We start from the raw sequence: 22,023 nt of genomic DNA, 5'->3' as shown, positions 1-22,023 counted from the left end.
AAATCGCAATGACCTAATTGGCAAAAATTTCTTTCTCTTCCTTTTTTATATATCTATTTATTACTATATCTCTTTCAAGGGACTTATCATATTTCATAATATTTGGATTAGCTGAATTTGCCACTCTTTTGGGGTCCCTATACTCATCTAAGAGGTCCTTGTCCATATGCTTTTCTATGACCTTATCAGATAGCTTGAGGAGTCTAAATTTCTTGCTAGGTTTAATAATCCTGCTTTCCCCATAGCCCTTATCTCTTATGGCAAGCTCTATAAGGTTAACTCCAGCGAGGGTTGAGTAGTAGAAAGTTCTGCCTTGCCTTTGGTTCATTTCCAAAACAAAAATCTCCCCACTTTGGCTATCAACCTTAAAGTCAAAATTAAATAGTCCCACATAGCCTAGGCTATCTACTATATACTTGGCTATTTCATACATTTTTTCATTGGATTCATCCACTTGAACTATATGGTTACCTACTGTAAGAACCCTGTGATCGCTCATAAGGTTACGGGCAAGAACCATAGAAGTATCTCTCTTGCTTGACCTATATCCATTTAGGGAATATTCACTGCCATCTTTACCATGGACAAATTCTTGGACTATCATTTCTCCAGTGTAGCCTGCTTCATAGATCTTGTTAAGAACTTCGATTGCCTCAGCTCTTGATGATAGGGTATAGCCCTTTTGCTTTAGGTCAAATTCTAGACTATAAAGTAAGGGAAAGTCATCAGGTTTCATAAAGATATCCCCATCTAGTCTTAGGGAATCAATATTGGTCCTATCGATTATCTGAGTCCTTGGATACCTTACGCCAATTTCTTCTAGGTAGTCATAAAATTTTGACTTGTAAAATAAGTTTTTGTAAATCTCACCAAAATTGTAGGCTGGTTCAAAGTCAAAATCTAGCTTATCTAGGTTATCCCTTAGAATATTTAAGTAAATCTCATTTGGAGCAAAGATTACGAACTTTGTGTCAGGGTACTTGGTTGCTTCTTCATTTAGCATTTGAACAAAAAGGTCGTCATGACTTGAGAAGCCCTTCTTGTAGGTAAGGGTTGATATTTTTGTATTCCTATAAGGAGCAAGGATGCCAGCTCCTACTGTTATAGCCTTTTCGCCAAAAGCTTCAAAGTAGCTCCTAGCTACTGAGTAGGAGTTGTCATCTGTTCCTAGGATTAAAGCTTTAACTTCTTTCATCCTTCTACCTAAAATGTTGACTCTTTGTCCATATTATCTCTCTCGTCAGATATTCTTTGAATGAATTCATCTATAGCAATATCCTTAGTTTCTTCTCCGTCCCTATTTCTTATGGTTAGCTTGCCAGATTCTTCTTCTCTTTCTCCGACTACTAGCATGTAGTTGGTCCTCATCATTTGAGCAGACCTTATCTTGTAGCCTACTCCTTCATTACGGCTATCAACCTCTACCCTAAAGCCTGCTTCCTTGATTTTTGCTTGTAGGTCGTAGGCAAAGTCTAAGAACTTATCTGATACAGGGATTATCTCTACTTGTTTTGGATTTAACCATAGTGGGAATCTTCCTGCGAAGTGTTCAGTCAATACTCCTATAAATCTCTCAATTGATCCAAGGAGGGCCCTGTGGAGCATAACTGGACGTTTCTTATCTCCATTTTCATCTACATAAGTTAAGTCAAAGTTTTGTGGAAGCTGGAAGTCTAATTGGATTGTTCCACATTGCCAAGTTCTTTTGGCAGCATCTTCTAGGTGGAAGTCTATCTTTGGACCATAGAAGGCTCCATCACCAGGGTTTAGCTCATATTCTATGCCACGCTCTTCTAGGGCAGCCTTTAGTTGCTCTTCTGCAAAGTCCCAGTCTTCTATCTCTCCCATAAAGTCATCAGGTCTTGTAGATAGCTCTATACTATATTTGAAGCCAAAGGTTGAGTAAAGAAGATCGGCTAGGTCTATAATCTTATAAACTTCGTCCTTGATTTGGCTTGGCAGGCAATAAACATGGGCATCATCTTGAGTGAAAGTCCTTACTCTAAATAATCCATGTAAAGTACCTGATAGTTCGTGCCTGTGAACTTGACCAAACTCTGCTAGTCTAATAGGGAGGTCCCTATAAGAGTGTTGGTTGGATGCAAAAGTTAGGACAGATCCTGGGCAGTTCATTGGTTTTATTGCGTAGTCATCTTCATCTATCTTAGTGAAGTACATATTTTCCTTGTAGTGATCCCAGTGGCCTGACCTATGCCATAGGTCTTCATTTAGGATAAGTGGAGTCTTGATTTCTCCATAGCCATTTTCTTCTAGGACACCCCTCCACCAAGCAAGAAGCTCGTTCATCAAAATCATTCCATTTGGATGGAAGAATGGGAAGCCTGGTCCTTCTTCATGGAAGGTAAAGAGGTCCATTTCCTTACCGATCTTTCTATGGTCTCTCTTCTCAATTTCCTTTTGGAGCTCTTCATATTCTTCTAATTGCTTAGCCTTTTCAAAGGAAATTCCATAAATTCTTTGGAGCATTTGTCTATCAGAATCTCCCCTCCAATAAGCACCGGCAATTGATTTTAACTTAACAGCCTTAATTAGCTTAGTTGATGTAAGGTGAGGTCCCCTACAAAGATCTGTAAAGACATCCCCCATCTTATATAGGGTAATAGTGCTATCTTCTGGAAGGTCATTTATAAGCTCAACCTTGTAATCTTGACCATCATTATTAAATAAATCTAATGCCTCAGCTCTAGAGACTTCGACTCTTTCCATAGGAAGGTCTTTTTTTGCAATCTCAATCATCTTTTTTTCGATCTTTTCCAAATCTTCAGGAACAAATCTATGTTCTAAGTCCATATCATAGTAAAATCCATCTGCTATGGCAGGGCCTATGGCAAATTTTACATCTGGAAATAGATCTTTAATAGCTGCTGCCATTAGGTGGGATGTTGTATGCCAGAAAATCTCTTTTCCTTCTTTATCTTCAAATTTTACAACTCTAAAATCACTATCTTCTGTGATCTTTTCTTGATAGCCCATAACCTTGCCATTTACTACAGCCCCTAGGGCAGACCTATAGAGTCCCATAGATATATCCTTAGTAACATCTCCTACTAAAACACCTTGTTCATATTCTTTTACTGACTCATCTGGTAGTGTAATTTTTATCATATCTTCTCCTTTTAATAAAATAAAAAAGATGTATGCCAAAGCTCTTAGCTTTAGGACGATACATCTTAAGTTCGTGGTTCCACCTAATTTTTTACTCATTAGTAGGCTTATCGCGCCTTGACGTTTCACATTATATGAAAAACTCTGGGGTGGTAGGTCTAATTCTCCTATCGAAACTTCTCAGCTTCCGTTTCTCTCTGTAAGATATTTAAAATCATCCGTCCCCATCTTAGTTGATCTATTGATTTATATAAATACATTACCCCAAAATCCCCATATAGCAAATAATTAGTGATATGATTAGTTGCAATTGACTTAAAATCTATAAATTTCTTAATCTTTTAAGATCAATTTATGTTAGTATAGATTTTCATAATTTATAGTGCTTCTTCAAAAAGCAACCATATTAATTAATTATTCTTTTAATTAAATACCGCATTATTTATTTTGCTAAGTATAATAATATAATAAGAATAAGAGGTATATTATGAAGCTAATGAAAGTAAGAAATTCTATATCTATATTCTTTCTTTCCCTCGCTATGGTTATAGTGTCAATCCTGGGCTTTAATTACTTATATGTCTTTATGTTAAATAATGTAGAGACTCCTTTTGGCCTATCTTTTAACTATAGATTTTATCAAAGAGATGATGCTAGTGAACTTAGCCCACTGGATTTAATAGATCCGACTTGGAAAGATATAAGAGTTTTAGGTCTTGATGATGGTAGAAAAACTGTATTTGTTTTTGATCCTCAAAACTACTGCCTACCATCCTTAGAAAATACCAATGTATCAGGTAGATATTTCACTCAAAATGATTATATCGAAGAAAACGATATTACATTGACATCAAGAAGAAGTAATCTAGTAGACCTAGATAAGGACAATGAATTCTATGAGGTCGATCCCCAATCCAAGCTCTATATAGAAGGAGTTGATCAATACAAAAACTTTATGGTTCAAGACAAGTTAGTTAGCAAAATTTATGTCGATGGAGCTAATAAAGACATCCAGGAAAAAATAGGAGAGAAATTAAAGAGTTCTGGATATAGGGAGGATACTTTAAATGTTAATCCAATAGCTCTTATTATAAAGAATCCTGATATTATAAAATCCAAATACTTTTTTATAGGTCTATTAGCTCTATCATCTTACTTGATGGTTATTATGTCTATCTACTATTATGTAAATGACAGGGTAGGATTTATAAGTCTTAGCCAATCCCTTGGAGCAAGTAAGATGGATATCCACAAGAAGATCTTAGTTCCTTTCATGGGAGCAAGCCTAATAGGCGGTCTGTGTGGACTTATACTATCAAGCTTTATCATTAAAGGGCAAGATAATATTATTGACTTTACCTACCTCTATAAGCTAATTATATTTTTGTTTATCTTCCATATAGGATTATTTTTCTTAGCTGAGATTATTAGTTTTAATCATTCCTACAAGAAGACTGATGAAGAAGGAGGAATAGTGGCATGACCAAGGTGAGTTTTATAGATTTCTTGAAGAAAAACATATGGTTTTTCCTTGTATCCCTTGTAATTATAATCCCCCTATCCTTTATATTTGAACGTTCTACATCTGCTATGTATGAGCTATCAAGGACTAAAGGATTCTTAGCTAGTGATAATTTTATCCTAACCTACCTATATCCACTATTTATTTCAATCTTGGTGGTTTTTGGGATATCTTATAATTATGCTATAAAAAATCAGTTAGCCTATATGGGCAAGTACCTAAAACTAATTGAGTATAATGGCAAAGAAAGTAAGGCCATCAGCAAAGTCCTTATCGGATTTTATGGATTAATCTTTCTAATTACCATAATATTTGGATTTTTACTAGGAGCTTTGGATATATTTTATATCATTATTCCTAGCCTGCTCTTACTAATTTCTTTTATATCTATGCTTAGGTCTCTAAAAAATATTAGATAGAGAGATAAATATGATTTTAAAATGCGAAAATATCTCCAAGCATTATGGACTATTTAAAAAGCCTGTCTTAGCAAATATTAACCTTTCTCTAGATGAGGGTAAGAAAATGATCCTTACAGGGACATCTGGCTCAGGCAAAAACACTCTCCTCAAAATACTCGCCCTTATAGACCTATCCTTCAAGGGAAAATATTATATTGATGACAAGAATGTAAACAAAATAGACCCTTCACCTTTAAGAAAAAAGATATCCTATGTCTATCAAGAATATGGACTTTTGGAAAATGAAAGTGTCTATGAAAATATCAAACTAGGTATCTTATACGATAATCTTAGCAAAGCTGAAATTAATTCTCGCTGCGAGAAGATCCTTAAACTCCTCGAACTTGACGGTTTCCATAAAAGAAGAGTCAATCTTTTGTCAGGAGGTCAAAGGCAAAGAGTAGCCCTTGCCCGTGCCATAATAAGAGATAGCGAATCCTAATAGCTGATGACCCCTTTTCATCCCTAGATGATAAACTAATAGAGAAAATCCTTGAATATATTACAAATAAATTTAATGAAAAAAATATAATAATGTCTTTCCATCAAATCCCGACTTCAATAACTTTTCCTTATGATAAGTATGAACTAAGCGATGGAACTTTGAGAAAAACTAATTGTTGATAATTTTGTAAAAACCGAAAACACCTTAATCTTAACTAAGTAAAAAGCTATATCCATTAAACTTTATATAGGTAGGTTAGATTAAGGTGTATTTTTATTTCGAACCTTTATCTTGATTTTTAAGAAGTTTTCTATACTCTTCTTCCAATCTTTCTCTTTCTTCTCTGGATATGTCCACTGCCAACCTTGAGTTTTGCTCTATTATAAAATTTCAATAGACTTTCTAAACTCTCAATAGATCTTATCCTAACAACTAACTAAACTTTAGAATCATAGAATTAAATAGTCAATTTTTATTAAATGATTCCAATTATACCATAAAGGATAGTTGCTACTATTGTCATTGTTAATCCAACTAGAGATTCAAATCCTATTAATTTTATCCTTTCCTTAAAGGCCATCTTTACACTTCCACCTGTTGCGTGGAAAAATGAACCATGTGGTAAGTGATCCAGTACAGTAGCTCCAGAATGAAGCATAGATGCTGATGCAAGAGCTGATACGTCTGATTTTAATAAACTTGGACCAAATACTTCGGATGCAACTGTTGCTCCAGAAGTAGTAGATGCTGTTGCTGCACTCATTAGTATTCCTGAAACAGGAGCTAGTATAAATAATGGAAGACCTAGTTTCTCTATAAGTCCTATAATATCATTTCCTAGACTTGAATTTTGTATTATTCCTGCAATTGTTCCAGTTCCTATAAGAATTATAGCCACATTGACCATGGAGCTTAATCCATAGTTAGAATAGTCCAAAAGATTTTTCACTTTTCCCATAGCAATTGCTCCAAACAATCCTCCCAAAGGTAAAGCAATCATAGGATCTATATTTATATTAAATAACGGTCTTAAAGCCAATAATAGTATAGCTACTAAAGGACCTACTATAGATTTTGAAAATGAAGGTAATTCATCTTTATCATTTGAAATTTCCAACTCTTCTTCGTTTACCATACTTCCTTTATCGTGCAAATAACTAGCTAACAAAAATGTCATTATAATTCCAAATATGGCAGGTATTATTCCTGATGCCATTACAGATGTAAGAGGCGTTTTAAAAGCTGATGAGACTGCTATTGCATTTGGATTCGGACTCATTATATTTCCAGCTTTTCCTCCTCCTATCATAGCCAGTAAAATAGCAGCTTTTGATATATTTAATCTATTTGCTATGGCTAGTGCTATAGGTGCAACAGTAATTACAGATATATCTATAAACACCCCCACAGTTGTAAGAATCATTGTAGCTATTGATAATGACAAAAGAGCTTTTTTCTCACCTAATAGGTCTATGATTTTTTGAGCTATCGAATCTGCTGCTTTTGACTTTATCAAAACTCCAGCCAAAACTCCTGCAGCTAGTATCCTTAGAACTGTGGTCATCATTGAACCTGCTCCAGCTGTCATAAGACTTATTGTATCTGAAAGACTAGCACCTCCAATAAGCCCTCCTAATAGTGCTCCGATCATTAAAGAATATACTGCTGGTATTTTTAAAAATATCAAAATTATAGTAAGCACGAGACCTAAAATTGCACCTAAACTTGTTACCGTAATCTCCATTACATCCTCCTAATTTATTAGTATTATAGAAACATCATTTACATTGGTTCCGGTAGGACCGGTTTTTATTAGCTGATCAATTTTTAAAAGACCATTGTAGCTATCATTATTTTCTAATATTTTGTCGTAATCAACTTGTTTTTTTCTTAATTTTTCCATAGTATTACCATCTACAAAGCCTCCGGCAGCATCGGTAGGTCCATCGGTTCCATCTGATGAATATGATAATATAGTAATATTATCCAAACCTTCAATTTCTCGAGCTGAAGCAAAAGCTAATTCTTGGTTTCTACCTCCTTTGCCCGAGCCTTTTATGTGAACTATGGTTTCGCCACCGAATATATAGGCCTGTTTGCTCTTTTCTTTGCTTTTGAATCTGCCAATGGATCCTAATAAAAATCCTATTTCTCTTGCTTCATTAGCCATAGATGTCGTCATTATCTCAGCTTTGTAACCTTCATTTTCAAGTATATCTTTAGCCTTAAAACACAGATCATCTACAGAACCGGATATTTTAGTTATAACATTGTCAAGTTCTTTTTCAGTTTCACTTTCCAAACATTTGTAAGCCTTATCAGATAATTTCAGATTGTATTTTTCTACCAAGGCAATAGCTTCTTTTGATGTCGAATAATCTACATATGTCGGCCCTGATGCAATCATATCGCCTCTATTGCCTACTACATCTGATAAAATAATATTGTATACTTCGGCAGGCTCACATAGTTTAGCAAACTTTCCACCCTTGATTTTTGACAATCGTTTTCTGATAGTGTTGATCTCTACTATATTTGCTCCCTTTTCTAACAATTGACTATTGATATCTTGAATTTCTTCAAAATCAACTAAGGGTATTTCAAATAAAGCTGATCCACCACCAGAAATTAACATGACTACCAGGTCATCCTTAGATAAGTCCTTTACCAAATCATAAGCATATTGACTAGCCCTTATAGTATTCTCATCGGAAATAGGGTGACCTGCTTCAAAAGATTTAATTCCCTTTATTTCACCTCCCAAATGTCCATATTTTGTGATAATAAGACCATCATCAAACTTTACATCTGAATCTAATGCAGTTTTAGCCATTTGATAAGCCGCTTTACCTACCGAAATAAGAATTTTTTTACCTTTGTTTTGTGGAATATTCTTAATTTCTTTTTTTACAGCTTCATCCGGTAAACAAAATCTTATGGACTCGGTAACTAAATTTCTAATAAATTCTTTCATATATCCTCCTTTCTCCATAATAATATCATCTTGCATAACAAGATATAATATTATAGATTATGAAAAATACCGAATATATTGAAAATTTTCTTGTTATGTGTAACAATTAAGAGGGGATTATATGAAAATATCAAAAAATTTAGCCCAAGAGATAGTCTATAATCTAAAGGGCGTTATAAATCAAAATATAAATCTGATGAATAATAAAGGATACATAATAGCATCAACAGATCCTGACAGGATAAACACTTATCATGAGGCAAGCAAAAAATGTGTAGCGGAAAATAGGACAATTTATATAGAAAATAGATATCAATATAAGGGATCAAGACCCGGAATTAATCTACCTATAGAATTCGATAATGAAGTTATTGGAGTCATAGGCATCTCAGGCGGAAAGGAAGTAGAAAAATATGGAACTATAATTAAAAAGATGACCGAAATACTTTTAAAAGAAGAACGGATCAAAGAAAATCAAAGTTTCGAAAAGGAAAATACCAGAAATTTTATAGAGGCTTTGATCCATAATAAAAGTGAAAATTTAAATTATAAACCTGATAAATTTGATGAGTCAACTAAAACTCTAGCTTTTAGTAAATTCCCATATAATTATAAATTTGAGAAAAGGGAAAAATTAATAAAATATATACAAATAAATATGAAGTTTCTAGGAATCTACGCTAGTTTAATCCAGGATGAATTAATTATACTTCTTATCGGTCACGATAAGGATTCAAGCAAAGTAATGTTAAGTGACATTGAAAAATTAATCAAAGAAAAAGTAGGATTTAAAATTCACATAGGAGTAAGCAAAAGTTTTTATTATTGTAAGCATGCGAACAATTTTTATGAGGAAGCAAAAAAGGCCTATATGTGGGGAATTTATACAGATAAGGATTTAACTTTCTATGAAGACCTTGATATAGGTAGATTAATTACTTCCATAGATTCTAAAGATTTATATGAATTTTCATATAGAATTTTAAAAAATATTCCTGATAAGGACTTGGAATTTTACAAAAAACTAATAAAATTATACGGTTTTCATAATGGCTCGATAACAAAAATAGCTGATAGTTTGTATATGCACAAAAATTCAATCCAATATAGACTTCATAAAATAAAAGATTATACCGGTTATGATCCACGAAAAATAAATGATTATATGGTTCTATACTTTGCCTTTATAAGTATAAGCTAAATTCACCTTATATGATGAATCAGCCTATTTTATTATAAAGTTCACCTATATTTTCTATTTCCATTTGGATTTCATCACCTTTAGATAGATATCCAAAAGAATCTGATGACATAGCAACACCAGCCGGTGTTCCTGTGGCTATTATTGTGCCTTTTTTGAGGGTCATTGCCTTTGATAAATCTTCTATGATGCCCTCGACTGACAAGATCATATTTTTTGTAGTGTTTTTTTGCCTTAATTCACCATTTATTCTGGTAGTCAATTCGAGATTATTATAATTAAATGATCCGTCATTTATAAGTATAGCAGGACCCATTACGGAAGAATAATCAAAACTTTTTCCATAGTACCGTTGCTTGTATTTTCTTTGTAAATCTCTGGCTGATAGGTCATTGAATATGGAAAACCCGAATATATAAGAGGATGCCTCTTTCTTACTTACATTTTTGGCATCTTTTCCAATTATTAGGCAAAGCTCAACCTCATAGTCAAATTGATTTGTTATATTTTCATTCAAAGGAATTGTGTCCCCAAATCCCAAAATTCTATTTGCTCTTTTGGAAAAATATATGGTATCTACATCTTTAGAAAAATCTTCTTTTGATACTTTCTCAACTTCATCTTTGTGATCCAAGTAGTTCATGCCCAAACAAATTATATCTTGCTTGGGAAAAACTATAGGGCTTTGGATTTTATAAGTTTTGTCTAAAGCCTTAGACTTTGAAAAATCAATATTTGATAGGTCGATCTCCCTATCTATAAGCTCATTCATATCCTTAAGTCTGTATCCCAAGTCTTCAAGTAAATATAGCTTGTCATTTTTTTCTATTGCAAGTTTCTCTCCGGAGTCAACCTTTAAATTGAATATCCTCATTGCTTTCTCCTATCTACAAAATCCAATTTTAAATTTTGTATTTTTATTATATCTTCTATTATTTCTTTTTGTTCTAGCAAAACTTTCGCAATTTCTTTTTCTTTATTTGCAGTTTTTCTAAATACAGGATAGGTTGCAGACATTGCTCCCTTTATAACACCATTTTCTCTAATAGGAACTGCAATACAAGATGTATTTGTAGTAAATTCTTGATTTTCTGTAGCAAAACCAAGTTGTCTAACCCTATAAATATGCTCAAGAAGTTGATCGACATTTTTTATTGATTTTTCTGTGTAGCTGACAAATTCATAATTTTTATATTGTTCTCTTATCTCATCGTCATTATATTCTGATAACAAAGCCTTACCTAATGCGGTATTTATTGCCGGTAACTTTTTGCCAACGGAGCTTACTATTTCGATGTTATCATGGGCATTTACCTTCTCCAAATATAAGACCATATCATCTACCAAAATACCGAATTGAACAATTTCTCCAATTTCTTTAACTACCACTTCCATCTGTTTTCTTATCATAGATAAAATATCAAGACGTCCGGAATAGGATAAACCTAATTGAAAAAGTTTAAAGGATGCTATATAGCATCCTTTGTCTGTTTTTTCGAGAAAGTTTGTTTTTTCTAAAGTTTTTAGGATTGGACTAAGTGTGCTTTTGGGAATAGAGAGTTTCTTAGATATATTTGCAAAGGAAATCCCATCTTCATAGTTATTAACGAGTTCAAGAATTTTAACTACCCTTAGTGTGGGGTTGTGCAATTTTTCTTCCATGATTCCTCCTGTCTCATGGTATATTATATCACACTACTTTAATTCTTGGTATTCTTCAATTACTTTCTCCAATAATTTTTTACCTTTTTCAAATACTTTTTCATCCAATTGGTCATAAGGGAATGTTGACTTGGAAGAAATATCAACGCCTCTGACAGCCATAAGTCTTTTAAATAGATGAGCAAAGTTACTATCCAAGTCATATAGAGGCATTAGTTTATGGATTAATCCTGATAGTTTGAACATTCTATCGAAGTCCTTTTCTCTGGTTGATTTTACCAAATCGGACCAAATATCAGGAACTAAGTTTGATAAGGCTCCTATACAACCTGATCCACCTGTAGATAAATTATACAAAAATTGGTCATCGTAACCTGAATAAATTTTAGTTCCTAAATTTTCAGTAGCCCTGCAAAGTCTATTAGTATGGAGGGGTTCCATAACGGAATCTTTTAGACCAACTATATTTTTGTTGTCTAACACTAATTTTCTATAAGCCTCAGGTGATATAGAATAACCGCTCCTATCAGGGAAGTTATATATATAAATATTACCATCAACATTTTTGGCCAATTTATCATAGTAGATTGTCATTTTTTCATCATCCGTTCCATAATAATATGGACCTACTACCATAACTCCCTTGTAGCCTATTTTAATAGCTTCATTACTTAAATTCAAAGTATCTTCAAATGATGGACAATTACTGCCAAAGTAAAGATCTACTCTACCATTTGTATAGTCATAATAGTCTTTTGCAAATTGTAATTTGTCTTCATAATCCAAGACCGTAAATTCTCCAGTAGAACCGAGAACAAGAATTCCATCAACTCCGCCTTCTACCAGAAAATCTATAACTTTTTTATTTTGTTCAAAATCAGGCTTTTCATTTTCATCAAATACCGTAACAACCGGTACTATTATTTCACACATATTTCCTCCTAAATTCTTTATTTTATACGAAATTCGCTCCCCTTTGTATAGCAAGCTCAGTATATCCCAATGCTTCAGCTTTTGTTAATTTTCCATTACAAAATTCAATTAATTCGTCAAAATATTGGTCTGCCAATTCATCCATAGATTTTTCTCCGTATATAGTTGGAGATGCATCCCGGTCCAAGTTATCAGCCATATTTTTTGCTGTTTCTCTATTGCCTGTAATTTTTATAACAGGTGCTATAGGATTACCTGTCGGTGTTCCTCTTCCCGTTGAGAATACTACTATTTGGCATCCTCCTGCAATCATACCCGCAACTGATGAAGGGTCATTGCCGGGTGTATCCATTATTACTAAGCCTTCTTTTGTCTTTAAATCTTTTGCATAATCATAAACTTGATTTACGCTTGTCGTTCCACCCTTGTGTATACAACCAAGGGATTTCTCTTCAAGAGTTGTAAGACCGCCTTCTTTATTTCCCGGTGACGGATTTCCTTCTCTTACTTCCTCACCAGTATTGATTCTTATATGATCCTCATATCTATGAACTATATCATAAATTCTTTTTTTAACTTCGTCATTTTTAGCTCGTCTTGCCAGTATATGTTCAGCCCCTATGAATTCGGTAGTTTCACTTAATACTGTAGTACCACCATTTTCAACCATTTTATCTGACAAATTACCGATTAGTACATTGGATGCTAGTCCACTTGTAGGATCTGAACCCCCACATTCTGTTCCCATGATTAACTCTGATATCGGAAATTCTTCTCTTTCCAATTTATCCGCTTCTTCCAGGAACTCTTCAACATATGAACTTGCTTTTTCAATAGCCTTTATAGTTCCGCCTTCTTCTTGTATAACGACAGATTTTAAAGGCTTATTAGTTCTCTCTTCTATTCTTTCTTTTACCAGTTTAATTTGTGCTGTTTCGCATCCTAGAGATACCAAAACTGTAGCATATATGTTAGGATTTGCTGCGAAACCTGATATTGTATCTACCGTGTATTCGAAATCTTTACCAATTTGAGAACATCCTAGTTGCATATTAAATGTAACTGCGTTTTCATATTTTCCGGCTATTATCCTGGTTGTGTCTGAAGCACAAACAGAGCATGGTAATACAAGCACATGATTTCTTATTCCGACTTTTCCATCACTTCTTTTATATCCTAAAAAAGTTTTAGTCATAAACTAAGTCTCCTTTCTTATTCAATAGCTTCCAGATCTTCACGACGACCTTCAGTATTATGGTCGTGGACATGTTCTCCAATTTTTATATCTCTTAGAGCAAATCCTATATGTTCACCGTATTTTATAACGGTACTATCCTTTGCTATATCACGAATAGCAATTTTATGGTATATCTTAATATTATCCAGAGCTTTAACTTTTTTAATTTGTCCATCTAGATCTTTATACTCTACCTCATCCCCTTTTTCTATAGGTTCGATTGCTACTATTACATTATCTTTTTCATTTATAATTAAAGCATTTATCATAAATCCTCCCCTATTGTTTCTTCCAATCTTTTTTACTAAAATCTTGACCCGGTAAAGGATATTTTGGAGAGCCAAATTTCTTAGCCCGCCAAGCTGTTATTATAGGAATAAATATAGCAGTCATAACTGTAGATGCTGCTACTTGAGTAGTTGCAGCTGCTACGTAAGGTGCCCGGGTAGGATCAATTGATGCAACAACTGCAGGTACTGCAATTGCGTTTCCGGCTGTTGATGAAACTGCCCATCCGGCATATCCAGGCCTTTTATTAAATATCCTATCACACAAAACTACAAAAGGTCCACTTACACAAATTGTAATTATTCCTAAAAGTATACCGGGAGCTCCACCGGAAACTATTCCTTTAACATCGATACCAGCTCCCAGAGTTATTCCTACAAAAGGTAGAAGTAATCCAATGCCCGGTTCCAAAAATTCACTCATTTTTTTATCTATATTACCTATCACCATACCAAAGACTATAGGAACAATAACAGCTATTAATGATTGTATAGGTATTTGTGCCAAACCACTAGCTCCTAAAGTAATCAATGTTAGAAACGGTCCATCGTTAATTGACAAAAGACTCATCGCTGTCTGATCAACTTCATCACCATATTCAACATTCAATGCCAAATACATGGATCCGTTGGAATTGGTAATAGCACTTATTATAGCCAAGGTTGTAAGACCAAATACACCTTCTTTTCCAAAAAATTTACCTATTAAAATTCCAATTATCGCTCCTATTATATATTTTGATAGAAGGAGAACCCCGCCTCTTTTAACAACTTCTGCTAATTCCTTTACTCTTAACTGAGCCCCCATACAAACTAGTTGCACACCAAGAATAGCAGAAGTTCCAGCGCTTGTAAAAACAGCGGTTGTAAATGAACCTATCTGTAATAGATCGGGAAAAAACGAGTTTATAAGTGATGAAATGAACATTGGAACAATCATCATTCCGGCAGGAATTTTTTTCAAAAATTTTAAAATCATAAATTCTCCTATCTTATTATATTTTTATTGTAAATAAGATTTTCTCACTATAACCCGTAGCATCTTTTAGCATTATTATAGAAGAAATCTTCATTATCGTAAAACTCTTCTCTCAATATACTCAAGTGCTCTTTTAAATTTGAATAAGTCTTTATTACAGGCCAATTTGAAGCATACATCAATTTATCGGCTGAGAAAGTCTCCTTTATAAATTGTAATAGTTCTTTTACAAATTTCTTATCTCCTGTTGGATAACCTGAAACTTTCAAATACAGATTCGGAAATTTTGCTAATGCTTTCATATTATCCTTATAATCACTGCTTAGACTTTCTACATTTCCCAGGTGATTCAAGACAACCTTAGCATCAGGAACTTTTTCCATTAATTTAACTAAATCTCCCAATTCATCTACCCTGTTGCATGAATCGAAAGTAAATTTATTGGCACTTAATTCTTTTATTCCCTCAATAAAGCTATCTTCCAAGCATCTTCCTCTTTTTGAACTATCTACGTGTAGGGGTTCTCTTACTCCAATAGAAAATATAGGAAGTCTCATTGAAGGCGAAACTTCAGATCTGGCTACAACTCCTAATAATTTATCATTATTTTTCTTTATATCATAGATTATTTCATCTTCTAGGTAAGGATTATCTGAATCAACTTCAACATAAACTCCTCCCTTAAAATCTATATCATCTATGTCTTCATAAGCTTTTAAATAATCGTCAATAGAAAAGCTAGCTTGCAATTCTTTAACGTCATCCAACCAAGGTAAATTTTGCCTATTTAAATCCCATATATGAAAATGGGTATCTATCATTTTCAATTTTTCTGCCATATTATCTCCTTTTAGATCCAACAAAACCATACCAAGCACAATATATAAATCCTACGGCGGTAATTGCCATTGCAACTTGTAAACTTAATTTATCTCCGATTGCTGATATCAATACTGGTATTAAAGCTGCTCCAACTATACTCATTGTAAGAAGTGATGCTCCTGTTTTCGCATCATTACCCTTTATTCCAACCAAGGATAGAGAATAGATTGTTGGGAAACCTATTGATATAAATAGATATGCAACCATGAATGCTATTACTGAAAATTTGCCGAATCCTAGACTTACGACTCCCATTAAGATGGCACTTATTGTCATATATATTCCCAATATCTTATTAGGTGAGACCTTGTTCATAAGAGGGGTTGTTATAAATCTTCCTACTGTAAATAGTAAAGATACTATTGATAGATATTTAGTAGCCGTTCCTGCACTCATTCCTTTCCAAAATTCCATCGCATATGATGAAAATAAGCTCATTCCTACGACTTGAAGTCCTATGAATATAAAAGCTGCAATAACACCTAATCTAAAGTGCTTAACATTGAACAATCTTTTTAAAACTACAGGTGTTGATTCGTTAGATACTTGTTCATCATCATTATCAGGGCTTGGTAATTTTATAAAGAAGAAGAACAAAAATACTATTGCTATAGCTATTGCTATGCCGATGTATATAGTTCTGGTTCCGGTTAAAAATTCACTTTTTGCCACTTCAAATCCACTTTGTCCGGGAGCTATTGTTTCTCCTATTAAAGATCCCAGTATAAATGGTCCGACTATATTTCCTACTCCGTTAAAAGATTGAGCAAGATTTAGTCTAAATGATTCTTTTTTAGGATCTCCTAGTTTTGTTATATACGGATTACAATTTGTTTCCAATGTAGCAGCTCCTGATGCCGTTACAAACATAGCAAACAAGAATAAACCATAAGACATTGTGTATGTGGCGGGCATTGTTAATACAGCACCTATTATAAACAGCAAAAGACCCATCATCATACCAACTTTATAGCCAAATTTTCTAGCAACTATTGATGCCGGTATAGCTAGAAAGAAGTAAGCTCCATAGTAGGCTAATTGTAACAAACTCGCTTTAGTTTGAGATATTTCCATATAATTTGCCATAGGAGTATTCAATGCATTTACCAGATTCATTGTTAACCCCCAAGCAAAGAATAAGAAGGTTACTAAATATATAGCTATTTTAGCTTTTTTATCATATTTTGTATTAGTCATTATATTCGATCCGCTCCATTAATTTAGTGCTCTATCTAAGTGTACATATCCTCCGTCAACAAATACCCATTGGCCTGTTGTATGTGATGCCCTATCAGAAAGTAAGAATGCCGCGGTATTCGCAATCTCTTTAGGATCCGTCATTCTTTTTCCTAGAGGAATTTTATCTGTTATTACTTTTAATCTGGCTTCTTGTTCTTCTTTATCACCAAATGTCTTTATCCAATCTTGATAAAGTGGAGTCCATGATTCAGAAACAACTATAGCATTTACTCTTACATCATCTTTTGCTAGTGCAGCTGCCCATTCTCTTGTAAGTCCTAATATAGCACCCTTAGCTGCTGCATAAGCTGATGTTTTGCCTTGTCCGGTAAGAGCGGTTTTAGAAGAAATATTAACTACCGCACCCTTACTCTCTTTTAAATACTTAACTGATTGATGGACTAATTCATAATAATGGGTTAAGTTTGAATGAATTGATTTTTCAAAATCTTCCCAACTTGTTTCTTCCAAACTTAGATTATCATTCCTTCCCGCATTATTAACAATACCATTGATTTTACCATATTTATCTACTACCTCTTGTACAATAGGAGCGATTTGTGCTGTATTATTTAAATCTATATAATATATTGAATAATTATCAGTTATTTCTTTTAAAGTATTCTCATATTCTTCAGCTACATCATTTTTCCTATTTAACACGACTGGTATTGCACCTTCTTTTGCAAGTTGTAAAGAAATAGCTCTACCTATGCCTTTGAAACCACCAGTTATAATAAATACCTTATCCTTTAAATTTAAATCCATAATTTCCTCCCTAATTTATACTTATACTAAATTAATTTCTATAAAGTTCTTTGATTGCATCAATTATCGATTCCCTTGACTGTACCGGTTTACATCCATAAGAGATTTTCCCAGAAAATTTATAGTCGACTATTTATCTATCTCCTTCAAATCTAGAGGTATTCAACTTCTTCAGCTGTTCCGGCAGTTGTAGAAATAGCGATTATCGAAATACCATAATTTTTCTTATCACTTCTCCAACAAATACCTCAACATTTTTCATACTCGTTGTTCCCATTGATTATAGAAATAGTTTGGCAGTATCTATAATTGGTCCACCAGCTCTAGCCATAATTCCATCAGCATCAAAATCCCTTATAGCTTTTAAACCGTCCACAATATTTTTACTTTACGTATTTACTTTGCTAGCTGTAAAATACCCGCAGCCAACGTTTTCCAAATTGTACAAATTACCAGTTACTTTATCAGATATATTGTAATATTTCAAAAGCTTGGCTAAAAGAAAATCGGTCCTTTTAAAATTTCTATATCTCAGCACTTCTCAATTTATCTAATGCACCATATCAATATAAACTTGCCATATTCAAAATAAATCTACCTTACATTTAACCTCCCTAATTAGTTCGTATTTACGAATATATCTTTATATCCGTCTTCATTTACAGTATATCTTAGGTGAATACGTTTGTCAAATATTTTTATTTAAATATTGGCTGAAATAGCAAATAACATTTTAAATAAGCTACCTGTATTATGTTTTTCTATTTTACACAAAATATTTTATACTATGGAGGATACACAAATAATAAGATAACTTTTTATGAAGATCTAGATATTGGCAAAATAATAACCTCAATAGAGTCAAAAGAAATATATGTATACTCATTTATGATATTAAAGAATATACCAAATAAAGATTTAAGATTTTATAAAAGCTTAATAAATTTATATGGTAAATACAATGGATCAATAAATAAAATATCAGAAAATTTATATATGCATAAGAATACCATACAATATAGGCTAAATAAAATAAAAGAATTTACTGGTTATGATCCTAGAAACATTAAAGATTATATGGTATTATGGTTTGCTTTTATAAGTATAGACTAAAATATTATAATTTAAACTTGTGTAAAATTAAAACAAGCTCATTCCTATAGAAAAGGATAAGAATTGATACATAAAAAATACATAACCCTTACCCTAATATCAGGATTTAGCTTTATACACAAAATTATTTACAGACCGAGGTTAATGCTAACTCTGGTATTAGGTCTAACTTTATGGGGTTAACTTACTCTTAATCATTTTCTTCTTCAAATGTAATTAAAATAATCATAATTCCAAGTCTGCTTTTACTAATCTCTTTAATAGCTATGCTTAGGTCTCTAATAATATAAGATAGGGAGGTCAATATGAAATTAAAATGCGAAAATATCTCCAAGCATTATGGACTTTCGGAAAATGAAAGTTCATATGATTTAGCATGTAGTCCAATTAATTTATTATATTTATTTGTTTTTTTTTAATTTATAGTATAGTTTAGATAAAAAGAAGGTAAGGATGATATGCTAGGCATTTGTGCAAATTAATTAGCTTACGTTACACTATCTGATGTGAATTTATTTGTTGTTTCATCAAGGATAAACAATAAAAGCTTTTGCATCAGCTCTATTTTAAAGTAATATTTATTATATATAACTTATCTCCATTAGCATATATTAAAAAAGGCAGGTGTGAAATTTGTGATGGATAAAGCTTCTCAAAATTCTATTAACATAATAAATAAAAATATAAAAGTTTACTACATCATTCAGATTTTAATGGTTATAGCTATAACTTTTCCCCATGCCATCCTCACTATTATTTTGTTAAATAAGGGTATCTTAATTAATCAAATTGCTATTATTCAATTTTTTTATAATTTAGCTATGCTTATTTTTGAACTTCCTAGTGGTGTGATTTCTGATAAGGTATCACGAAAGAGAACTTTTATGATTTCAACAGTCTTTTTGTTTATGGGATTTTTCCTTATATTGAAGTTTGATTCTTTTTATATTTTGTGTATAGGCTGGTTCTCTTATGGGCTTTCACAGGCTTTGAGTACAGGAACCTTAGATAGCGATATTATAAATAATATTAAAGAATATAAAAAGGATTATTACAAGACTTTCTTTAGGAGAAGTAATTATATAGGACTTATAGGATCCATATTAGGTAGCGGAATAGGATTTTTCTTGTATAGGATGATAGATATAAACATTTATATTATTTCTTTAATTCTTATATGCTTTGCCTTTATAATAGCTTCATTATTTTATAAGAGTCTTGATAATGAGAAAATAAAGGTATCAAGAGTGTCAGATTTTAAAGAGCACTTATTTTCTTCCTTGAAAGAGGTTCGAACCAATAGAATTACTAAATATGCTATACTTTCTTTAATAATTTTACAGGTATATTTACAATTTCATTTCCATTACTGGCAGGCTATTTTTTTGGATATAGGAATTAAAGAAGATTACTTTTATCTTTCCTATCTTATATTTCAGTTAGTAAATATTTTTGTATATAGGATTGATCTGGAAGATTTTCAAAAGAGTAAGTTATATATAGTATTTTTTATATCCCTATTATCTATAGCCCTACAACTAATAAGTTATAATAATTTATTGTATATAATTTTTTACTTAGTTGTCTTATTCTTTTTTATGCTCATTTCATACTTATCTAACTATTTATTAAATAAGTATGTTTCTAAAGAAAGGATAAGCTCCATTGTTTCATTTAATTCAACTCTTCAAAGACTAGTCGCTTCTATGAGTTTGTTGATCTTCTCTTTTATTTTAAAGTTTTTATCTTTGAGGATGACCTTGATTGTTATAAGTCTTATAGTAATTATTGCAGAATTATTTTTGACCTCAAGACTTGTATCTTTACGAAAAAAAGCAGCCTAGTCCACTGCTTTTTCTTGATTTTCTTCGCTATTTATTTTTTCTCTTTTGTTTTTTATTTTTCTAATCCTAACGGCTTTTATTCTTTTGTCTTCTATATAGAGGATTTTTATTTCAAATCCCTTATGCTCAAAGCTGACATTGGATCCTTCTTCTGGTACATAGCCTAGTTTGTCTATGATAAAGCCTCCTAGGGAGTCGAAGTTTTCGTTGTCTTCGTCTATATCTATGTTTATTTTTTCGTTTAGGTCTTTTATTGCGACAGAGCCCTTGACTACAAATACGTCTTTATCATTTTCTTTGATTTCAGGTGTATCATTGTCATAGGAATCGTCTATGTCCCCTACGATTTCTTCGATTAGGTCTTCTACTGTTACTACTCCAGAGAATCCTCCATATTCGTCTATCAGAACTGCCATGTGGATGTGGTTTTTTTGAAGATCAGAAAAGAGTTTGTCTGCTTCGATCTTGTCAGGAGCAAAGTAGGCAGGTCTTAGAATTTTGTTGATGTCTACGTTTCTTATTCCGACTTTTGTAGCTTCTAGTAGGTAGTCTTTGGTGTAGACTATACCCAAGATGTTGTCTACTTCGTCTTGGTAAACTGGTATTCTTGCGTGTTTAATTTTCATAAACTCATCTAGGTATTCCCTATCCCTATCGTTTATGTCGATCATAAAGACATCTGTTCTAGCAGTCATTATTTCTTCAGCAAGTAGGTCATCAAAGCCCATTATGGAGTAGATCATCTTTGATTCCATTTCTCTAAGGATTCCTTGGTCTTCTCCTATTTGGATTATGGATCTGATTTGCTCTCCTGTTACTGCCCTCTGGATTTTCTTGGCTTCTATGCCAAAAGCCTTCATAAAAAGGTTGGTAACAAAGGTAGAAAATACTACTATGGGTTTGGTTATAACCAAGATAAATCTAGTGAGACCCAGGGTCAAATTAGTTATTTCCATAGGAAACCTTACTCCAATTCTTTGAGGGATCTTATCTACAAAGATTACCTTGAGTATAGCATATAGGATTATCCCTATAAAAGTTATGGTCTTTATTGAAAAGGGGTCTATAAAGTCTACTTCTCTGATTCTCTTAGCAAAATAGGCTATTGTAAACAAGGATAAGACTATATTTACTATGTCAAAGGACTGGTTTAGCCTATCTTGATCTGATAGGATTTTTAGTATCGAATCGACATTGCTATTGGGGTTATTTTCTTCTTTTAATTTTGATGTGTTTATGGTTATTAGACTAGTGTGGATTGCTGTAAATATTCCATTTAGGACAAGCAATCCTATTATCAAAAGGCCAGTTATTAAACTATGATAGGGCCAGTGGTCCATTTATACTCCT

At 32.7% G+C, this 22,023-nt stretch carries 20 protein-coding genes; 6 read left to right on the top strand and 14 right to left on the bottom strand.

Annotated features, from left to right (window positions below; all coding sequences use genetic code 11):
- Positions 1 to 13 precede the first annotated feature (13 nt).
- Together MUN42_RS00450 and thrS are read right to left on the bottom strand one after the other, a co-directional pair.
- Positions 14 to 1,195 carry an ATP-grasp domain-containing protein gene (locus MUN42_RS00450; RefSeq protein WP_243342304.1) on the bottom strand — a complete coding sequence of 394 codons (1,182 nt, stop codon included), beginning with the start codon at positions 1,193 to 1,195 and terminating at the stop codon, positions 14 to 16.
- Positions 1,196 to 1,203: 8 nt separating this feature from the next.
- On the bottom strand, positions 1,204 to 3,126 hold the full coding sequence (gene thrS, locus MUN42_RS00445; RefSeq protein ID WP_243342303.1) for a threonine--tRNA ligase: 1,923 nt from the start codon (positions 3,124 to 3,126) through the stop codon (positions 1,204 to 1,206).
- 487 nt (positions 3,127 to 3,613) lie between these two features.
- Here thrS and MUN42_RS00440 point away from each other — a divergent pair, with 487 nt between their 5' ends.
- Genes MUN42_RS00440 through MUN42_RS00430 form a run of 3 tightly spaced genes read left to right on the top strand, consistent with a single transcriptional unit; the run spans position 3,614 to position 5,551 of the window.
- On the top strand, positions 3,614 to 4,609 hold the full coding sequence (locus MUN42_RS00440) for an FtsX-like permease family protein (protein ID WP_243342302.1): 996 nt from the start codon (positions 3,614 to 3,616) through the stop codon (positions 4,607 to 4,609).
- Positions 4,606 to 5,067: a hypothetical protein gene (locus tag MUN42_RS00435; protein WP_243342301.1), complete on the top strand. Its 462-nt coding sequence runs from the start codon at positions 4,606 to 4,608 to the stop codon at positions 5,065 to 5,067. Before MUN42_RS00440 ends, MUN42_RS00435 begins: the two co-directional genes overlap by 4 nt.
- 10 nt (positions 5,068 to 5,077) lie before the next feature.
- The gene (locus MUN42_RS00430; RefSeq protein ID WP_243342300.1) at positions 5,078 to 5,551 is read left to right on the top strand and encodes an ATP-binding cassette domain-containing protein; all 474 of its coding nucleotides are present in this window, start codon (positions 5,078 to 5,080) and stop codon (positions 5,549 to 5,551) included.
- A 478-nt stretch (positions 5,552 to 6,029) separates the two neighbouring features.
- On the opposite strand, the gene MUN42_RS00425 is transcribed toward MUN42_RS00430, so the two are convergent.
- Positions 6,030 to 7,298 carry an SLC13 family permease gene (locus MUN42_RS00425; protein WP_243342299.1) on the bottom strand — a complete coding sequence of 423 codons (1,269 nt, stop codon included), beginning with the start codon at positions 7,296 to 7,298 and terminating at the stop codon, positions 6,030 to 6,032.
- A gap of 9 nt (positions 7,299 to 7,307) precedes the next feature.
- The gene (locus MUN42_RS00420; RefSeq protein ID WP_243342298.1) at positions 7,308 to 8,528 is read right to left on the bottom strand and encodes a glycerate kinase; all 1,221 of its coding nucleotides are present in this window, start codon (positions 8,526 to 8,528) and stop codon (positions 7,308 to 7,310) included.
- Positions 8,529 to 8,649: 121 nt separating this feature from the next.
- Here MUN42_RS00420 and MUN42_RS00415 point away from each other — a divergent pair, with 121 nt between their 5' ends.
- Positions 8,650 to 9,729 carry a sugar diacid recognition domain-containing protein gene (locus tag MUN42_RS00415; RefSeq protein ID WP_243342297.1) on the top strand — a complete coding sequence of 360 codons (1,080 nt, stop codon included), beginning with the start codon at positions 8,650 to 8,652 and terminating at the stop codon, positions 9,727 to 9,729.
- 19 nt (positions 9,730 to 9,748) lie between these two features.
- On the opposite strand, the gene MUN42_RS00410 is transcribed toward MUN42_RS00415, so the two are convergent.
- The 9 genes from MUN42_RS00410 to MUN42_RS00370 are packed head-to-tail and all read right to left on the bottom strand — an operon-like array spanning position 9,749 to position 17,716.
- Positions 9,749 to 10,603, bottom strand: a complete 855-nt coding sequence (locus MUN42_RS00410) for a fumarylacetoacetate hydrolase family protein (protein ID WP_243342296.1) — start codon at positions 10,601 to 10,603, stop codon at positions 9,749 to 9,751.
- Complete coding sequence (locus MUN42_RS00405; protein ID WP_243342295.1) at positions 10,600 to 11,391, bottom strand: IclR family transcriptional regulator; 792 nt, start codon at positions 11,389 to 11,391, stop codon at positions 10,600 to 10,602. Before MUN42_RS00405 ends, MUN42_RS00410 begins: the two co-directional genes overlap by 4 nt.
- Before the next feature lie 33 nt (positions 11,392 to 11,424).
- Positions 11,425 to 12,324, bottom strand: a complete 900-nt coding sequence (locus tag MUN42_RS00400; RefSeq protein WP_243342294.1) for a dihydrodipicolinate synthase family protein — start codon at positions 12,322 to 12,324, stop codon at positions 11,425 to 11,427.
- A 22-nt stretch (positions 12,325 to 12,346) separates the two neighbouring features.
- Positions 12,347 to 13,519: a UxaA family hydrolase gene (locus MUN42_RS00395; RefSeq protein WP_243342293.1), complete on the bottom strand. Its 1,173-nt coding sequence runs from the start codon at positions 13,517 to 13,519 to the stop codon at positions 12,347 to 12,349.
- A gap of 17 nt (positions 13,520 to 13,536) precedes the next feature.
- The gene (locus tag MUN42_RS00390; RefSeq protein ID WP_243342292.1) at positions 13,537 to 13,830 is read right to left on the bottom strand and encodes a UxaA family hydrolase; all 294 of its coding nucleotides are present in this window, start codon (positions 13,828 to 13,830) and stop codon (positions 13,537 to 13,539) included.
- Positions 13,831 to 13,840: 10 nt separating this feature from the next.
- Complete coding sequence (locus tag MUN42_RS00385; RefSeq protein ID WP_243342291.1) at positions 13,841 to 14,827, bottom strand: 2-keto-3-deoxygluconate permease; 987 nt, start codon at positions 14,825 to 14,827, stop codon at positions 13,841 to 13,843.
- A 47-nt stretch (positions 14,828 to 14,874) separates the two neighbouring features.
- Positions 14,875 to 15,666, bottom strand: a complete 792-nt coding sequence (locus MUN42_RS00380) for an amidohydrolase family protein (protein ID WP_243342290.1) — start codon at positions 15,664 to 15,666, stop codon at positions 14,875 to 14,877.
- 1 nt (position 15,667) lies between these two features.
- Positions 15,668 to 16,906, bottom strand: coding sequence for an MFS transporter (locus MUN42_RS00375; protein WP_243342289.1), 1,239 nt, complete (start codon positions 16,904 to 16,906; stop codon positions 15,668 to 15,670).
- A gap of 18 nt (positions 16,907 to 16,924) precedes the next feature.
- A complete protein-coding gene (locus MUN42_RS00370) occupies positions 16,925 to 17,716 on the bottom strand; it encodes an SDR family oxidoreductase (RefSeq protein ID WP_243342288.1) in 792 nt (263 codons plus the stop codon).
- Between the two features lie 753 nt (positions 17,717 to 18,469).
- On the opposite strand from MUN42_RS00370, the gene MUN42_RS00365 reads away from it, so the two are divergent.
- Together MUN42_RS00365 and MUN42_RS00360 are read left to right on the top strand one after the other, a co-directional pair.
- Entirely contained in the window at positions 18,470 to 18,829 is a 360-nt protein-coding gene (locus tag MUN42_RS00365) for a helix-turn-helix domain-containing protein (protein WP_243342287.1), read from the top strand.
- A gap of 638 nt (positions 18,830 to 19,467) precedes the next feature.
- Positions 19,468 to 20,673 (top strand): MFS transporter, encoded by a 1,206-nt coding sequence (locus tag MUN42_RS00360; protein ID WP_243342286.1) that lies wholly within the window; start codon positions 19,468 to 19,470, stop codon positions 20,671 to 20,673.
- Here the strand turns inward: MUN42_RS00360 and MUN42_RS00355 are convergent.
- Positions 20,670 to 22,013: a hemolysin family protein gene (locus MUN42_RS00355; protein WP_243342285.1), complete on the bottom strand. Its 1,344-nt coding sequence runs from the start codon at positions 22,011 to 22,013 to the stop codon at positions 20,670 to 20,672. The genes MUN42_RS00360 and MUN42_RS00355 overlap by 4 nt on opposite strands.
- Between the last annotated feature and the right edge of the window lie 10 nt (positions 22,014 to 22,023).

It is taken from the genome of Anaerococcus sp. AGMB09787 (assembly GCF_022808955.1).
Lineage (GTDB): Bacteria > Bacillota > Clostridia > Tissierellales > Peptoniphilaceae > Anaerococcus.
The sequence above is the reverse complement of the archived record's forward strand: the minus strand, read 5'-3'. Positions and strand labels throughout refer to the sequence as shown.

Excerpts from the sequence above, each read along its gene's own strand:
- MUN42_RS00385 (WP_243342291.1), bottom strand. The coding sequence starts at position 14,827 with ATGATTTTAAAATTTTTGAAAAAAATTCCTGCCGGAATGATGATTGTT.
- MUN42_RS00375 (WP_243342289.1), bottom strand. The coding sequence starts at position 16,906 with ATGACTAATACAAAATATGATAAAAAAGCTAAAATAGCTATATATTTA.
- MUN42_RS00370 (WP_243342288.1), bottom strand. The coding sequence starts at position 17,716 with ATGGATTTAAATTTAAAGGATAAGGTATTTATTATAACTGGTGGTTTC.
- MUN42_RS00365 (WP_243342287.1), top strand. The coding sequence starts at position 18,470 with ATGTTTTTCTATTTTACACAAAATATTTTATACTATGGAGGATACACA.
- MUN42_RS00405 (WP_243342295.1), bottom strand. The coding sequence starts at position 11,391 with ATGGAAGAAAAATTGCACAACCCCACACTAAGGGTAGTTAAAATTCTT.
- MUN42_RS00355 (WP_243342285.1), bottom strand. The coding sequence starts at position 22,013 with ATGGACCACTGGCCCTATCATAGTTTAATAACTGGCCTTTTGATAATA.
- MUN42_RS00440 (WP_243342302.1), top strand. The coding sequence starts at position 3,614 with ATGAAGCTAATGAAAGTAAGAAATTCTATATCTATATTCTTTCTTTCC.
- MUN42_RS00425 (WP_243342299.1), bottom strand. The coding sequence starts at position 7,298 with ATGGAGATTACGGTAACAAGTTTAGGTGCAATTTTAGGTCTCGTGCTT.
- MUN42_RS00390 (WP_243342292.1), bottom strand. The coding sequence starts at position 13,830 with ATGATAAATGCTTTAATTATAAATGAAAAAGATAATGTAATAGTAGCA.
- thrS (WP_243342303.1), bottom strand. The coding sequence starts at position 3,126 with ATGATAAAAATTACACTACCAGATGAGTCAGTAAAAGAATATGAACAA.
- MUN42_RS00380 (WP_243342290.1), bottom strand. The coding sequence starts at position 15,666 with ATGGCAGAAAAATTGAAAATGATAGATACCCATTTTCATATATGGGAT.
- MUN42_RS00415 (WP_243342297.1), top strand. The coding sequence starts at position 8,650 with ATGAAAATATCAAAAAATTTAGCCCAAGAGATAGTCTATAATCTAAAG.
- MUN42_RS00450 (WP_243342304.1), bottom strand. The coding sequence starts at position 1,195 with ATGAAAGAAGTTAAAGCTTTAATCCTAGGAACAGATGACAACTCCTAC.
- MUN42_RS00435 (WP_243342301.1), top strand. The coding sequence starts at position 4,606 with ATGACCAAGGTGAGTTTTATAGATTTCTTGAAGAAAAACATATGGTTT.
- MUN42_RS00400 (WP_243342294.1), bottom strand. The coding sequence starts at position 12,324 with ATGTGTGAAATAATAGTACCGGTTGTTACGGTATTTGATGAAAATGAA.
- MUN42_RS00420 (WP_243342298.1), bottom strand. The coding sequence starts at position 8,528 with ATGAAAGAATTTATTAGAAATTTAGTTACCGAGTCCATAAGATTTTGT.
- MUN42_RS00395 (WP_243342293.1), bottom strand. The coding sequence starts at position 13,519 with ATGACTAAAACTTTTTTAGGATATAAAAGAAGTGATGGAAAAGTCGGA.
- MUN42_RS00360 (WP_243342286.1), top strand. The coding sequence starts at position 19,468 with ATGGATAAAGCTTCTCAAAATTCTATTAACATAATAAATAAAAATATA.
- MUN42_RS00410 (WP_243342296.1), bottom strand. The coding sequence starts at position 10,603 with ATGAGGATATTCAATTTAAAGGTTGACTCCGGAGAGAAACTTGCAATA.
- MUN42_RS00430 (WP_243342300.1), top strand. The coding sequence starts at position 5,078 with ATGATTTTAAAATGCGAAAATATCTCCAAGCATTATGGACTATTTAAA.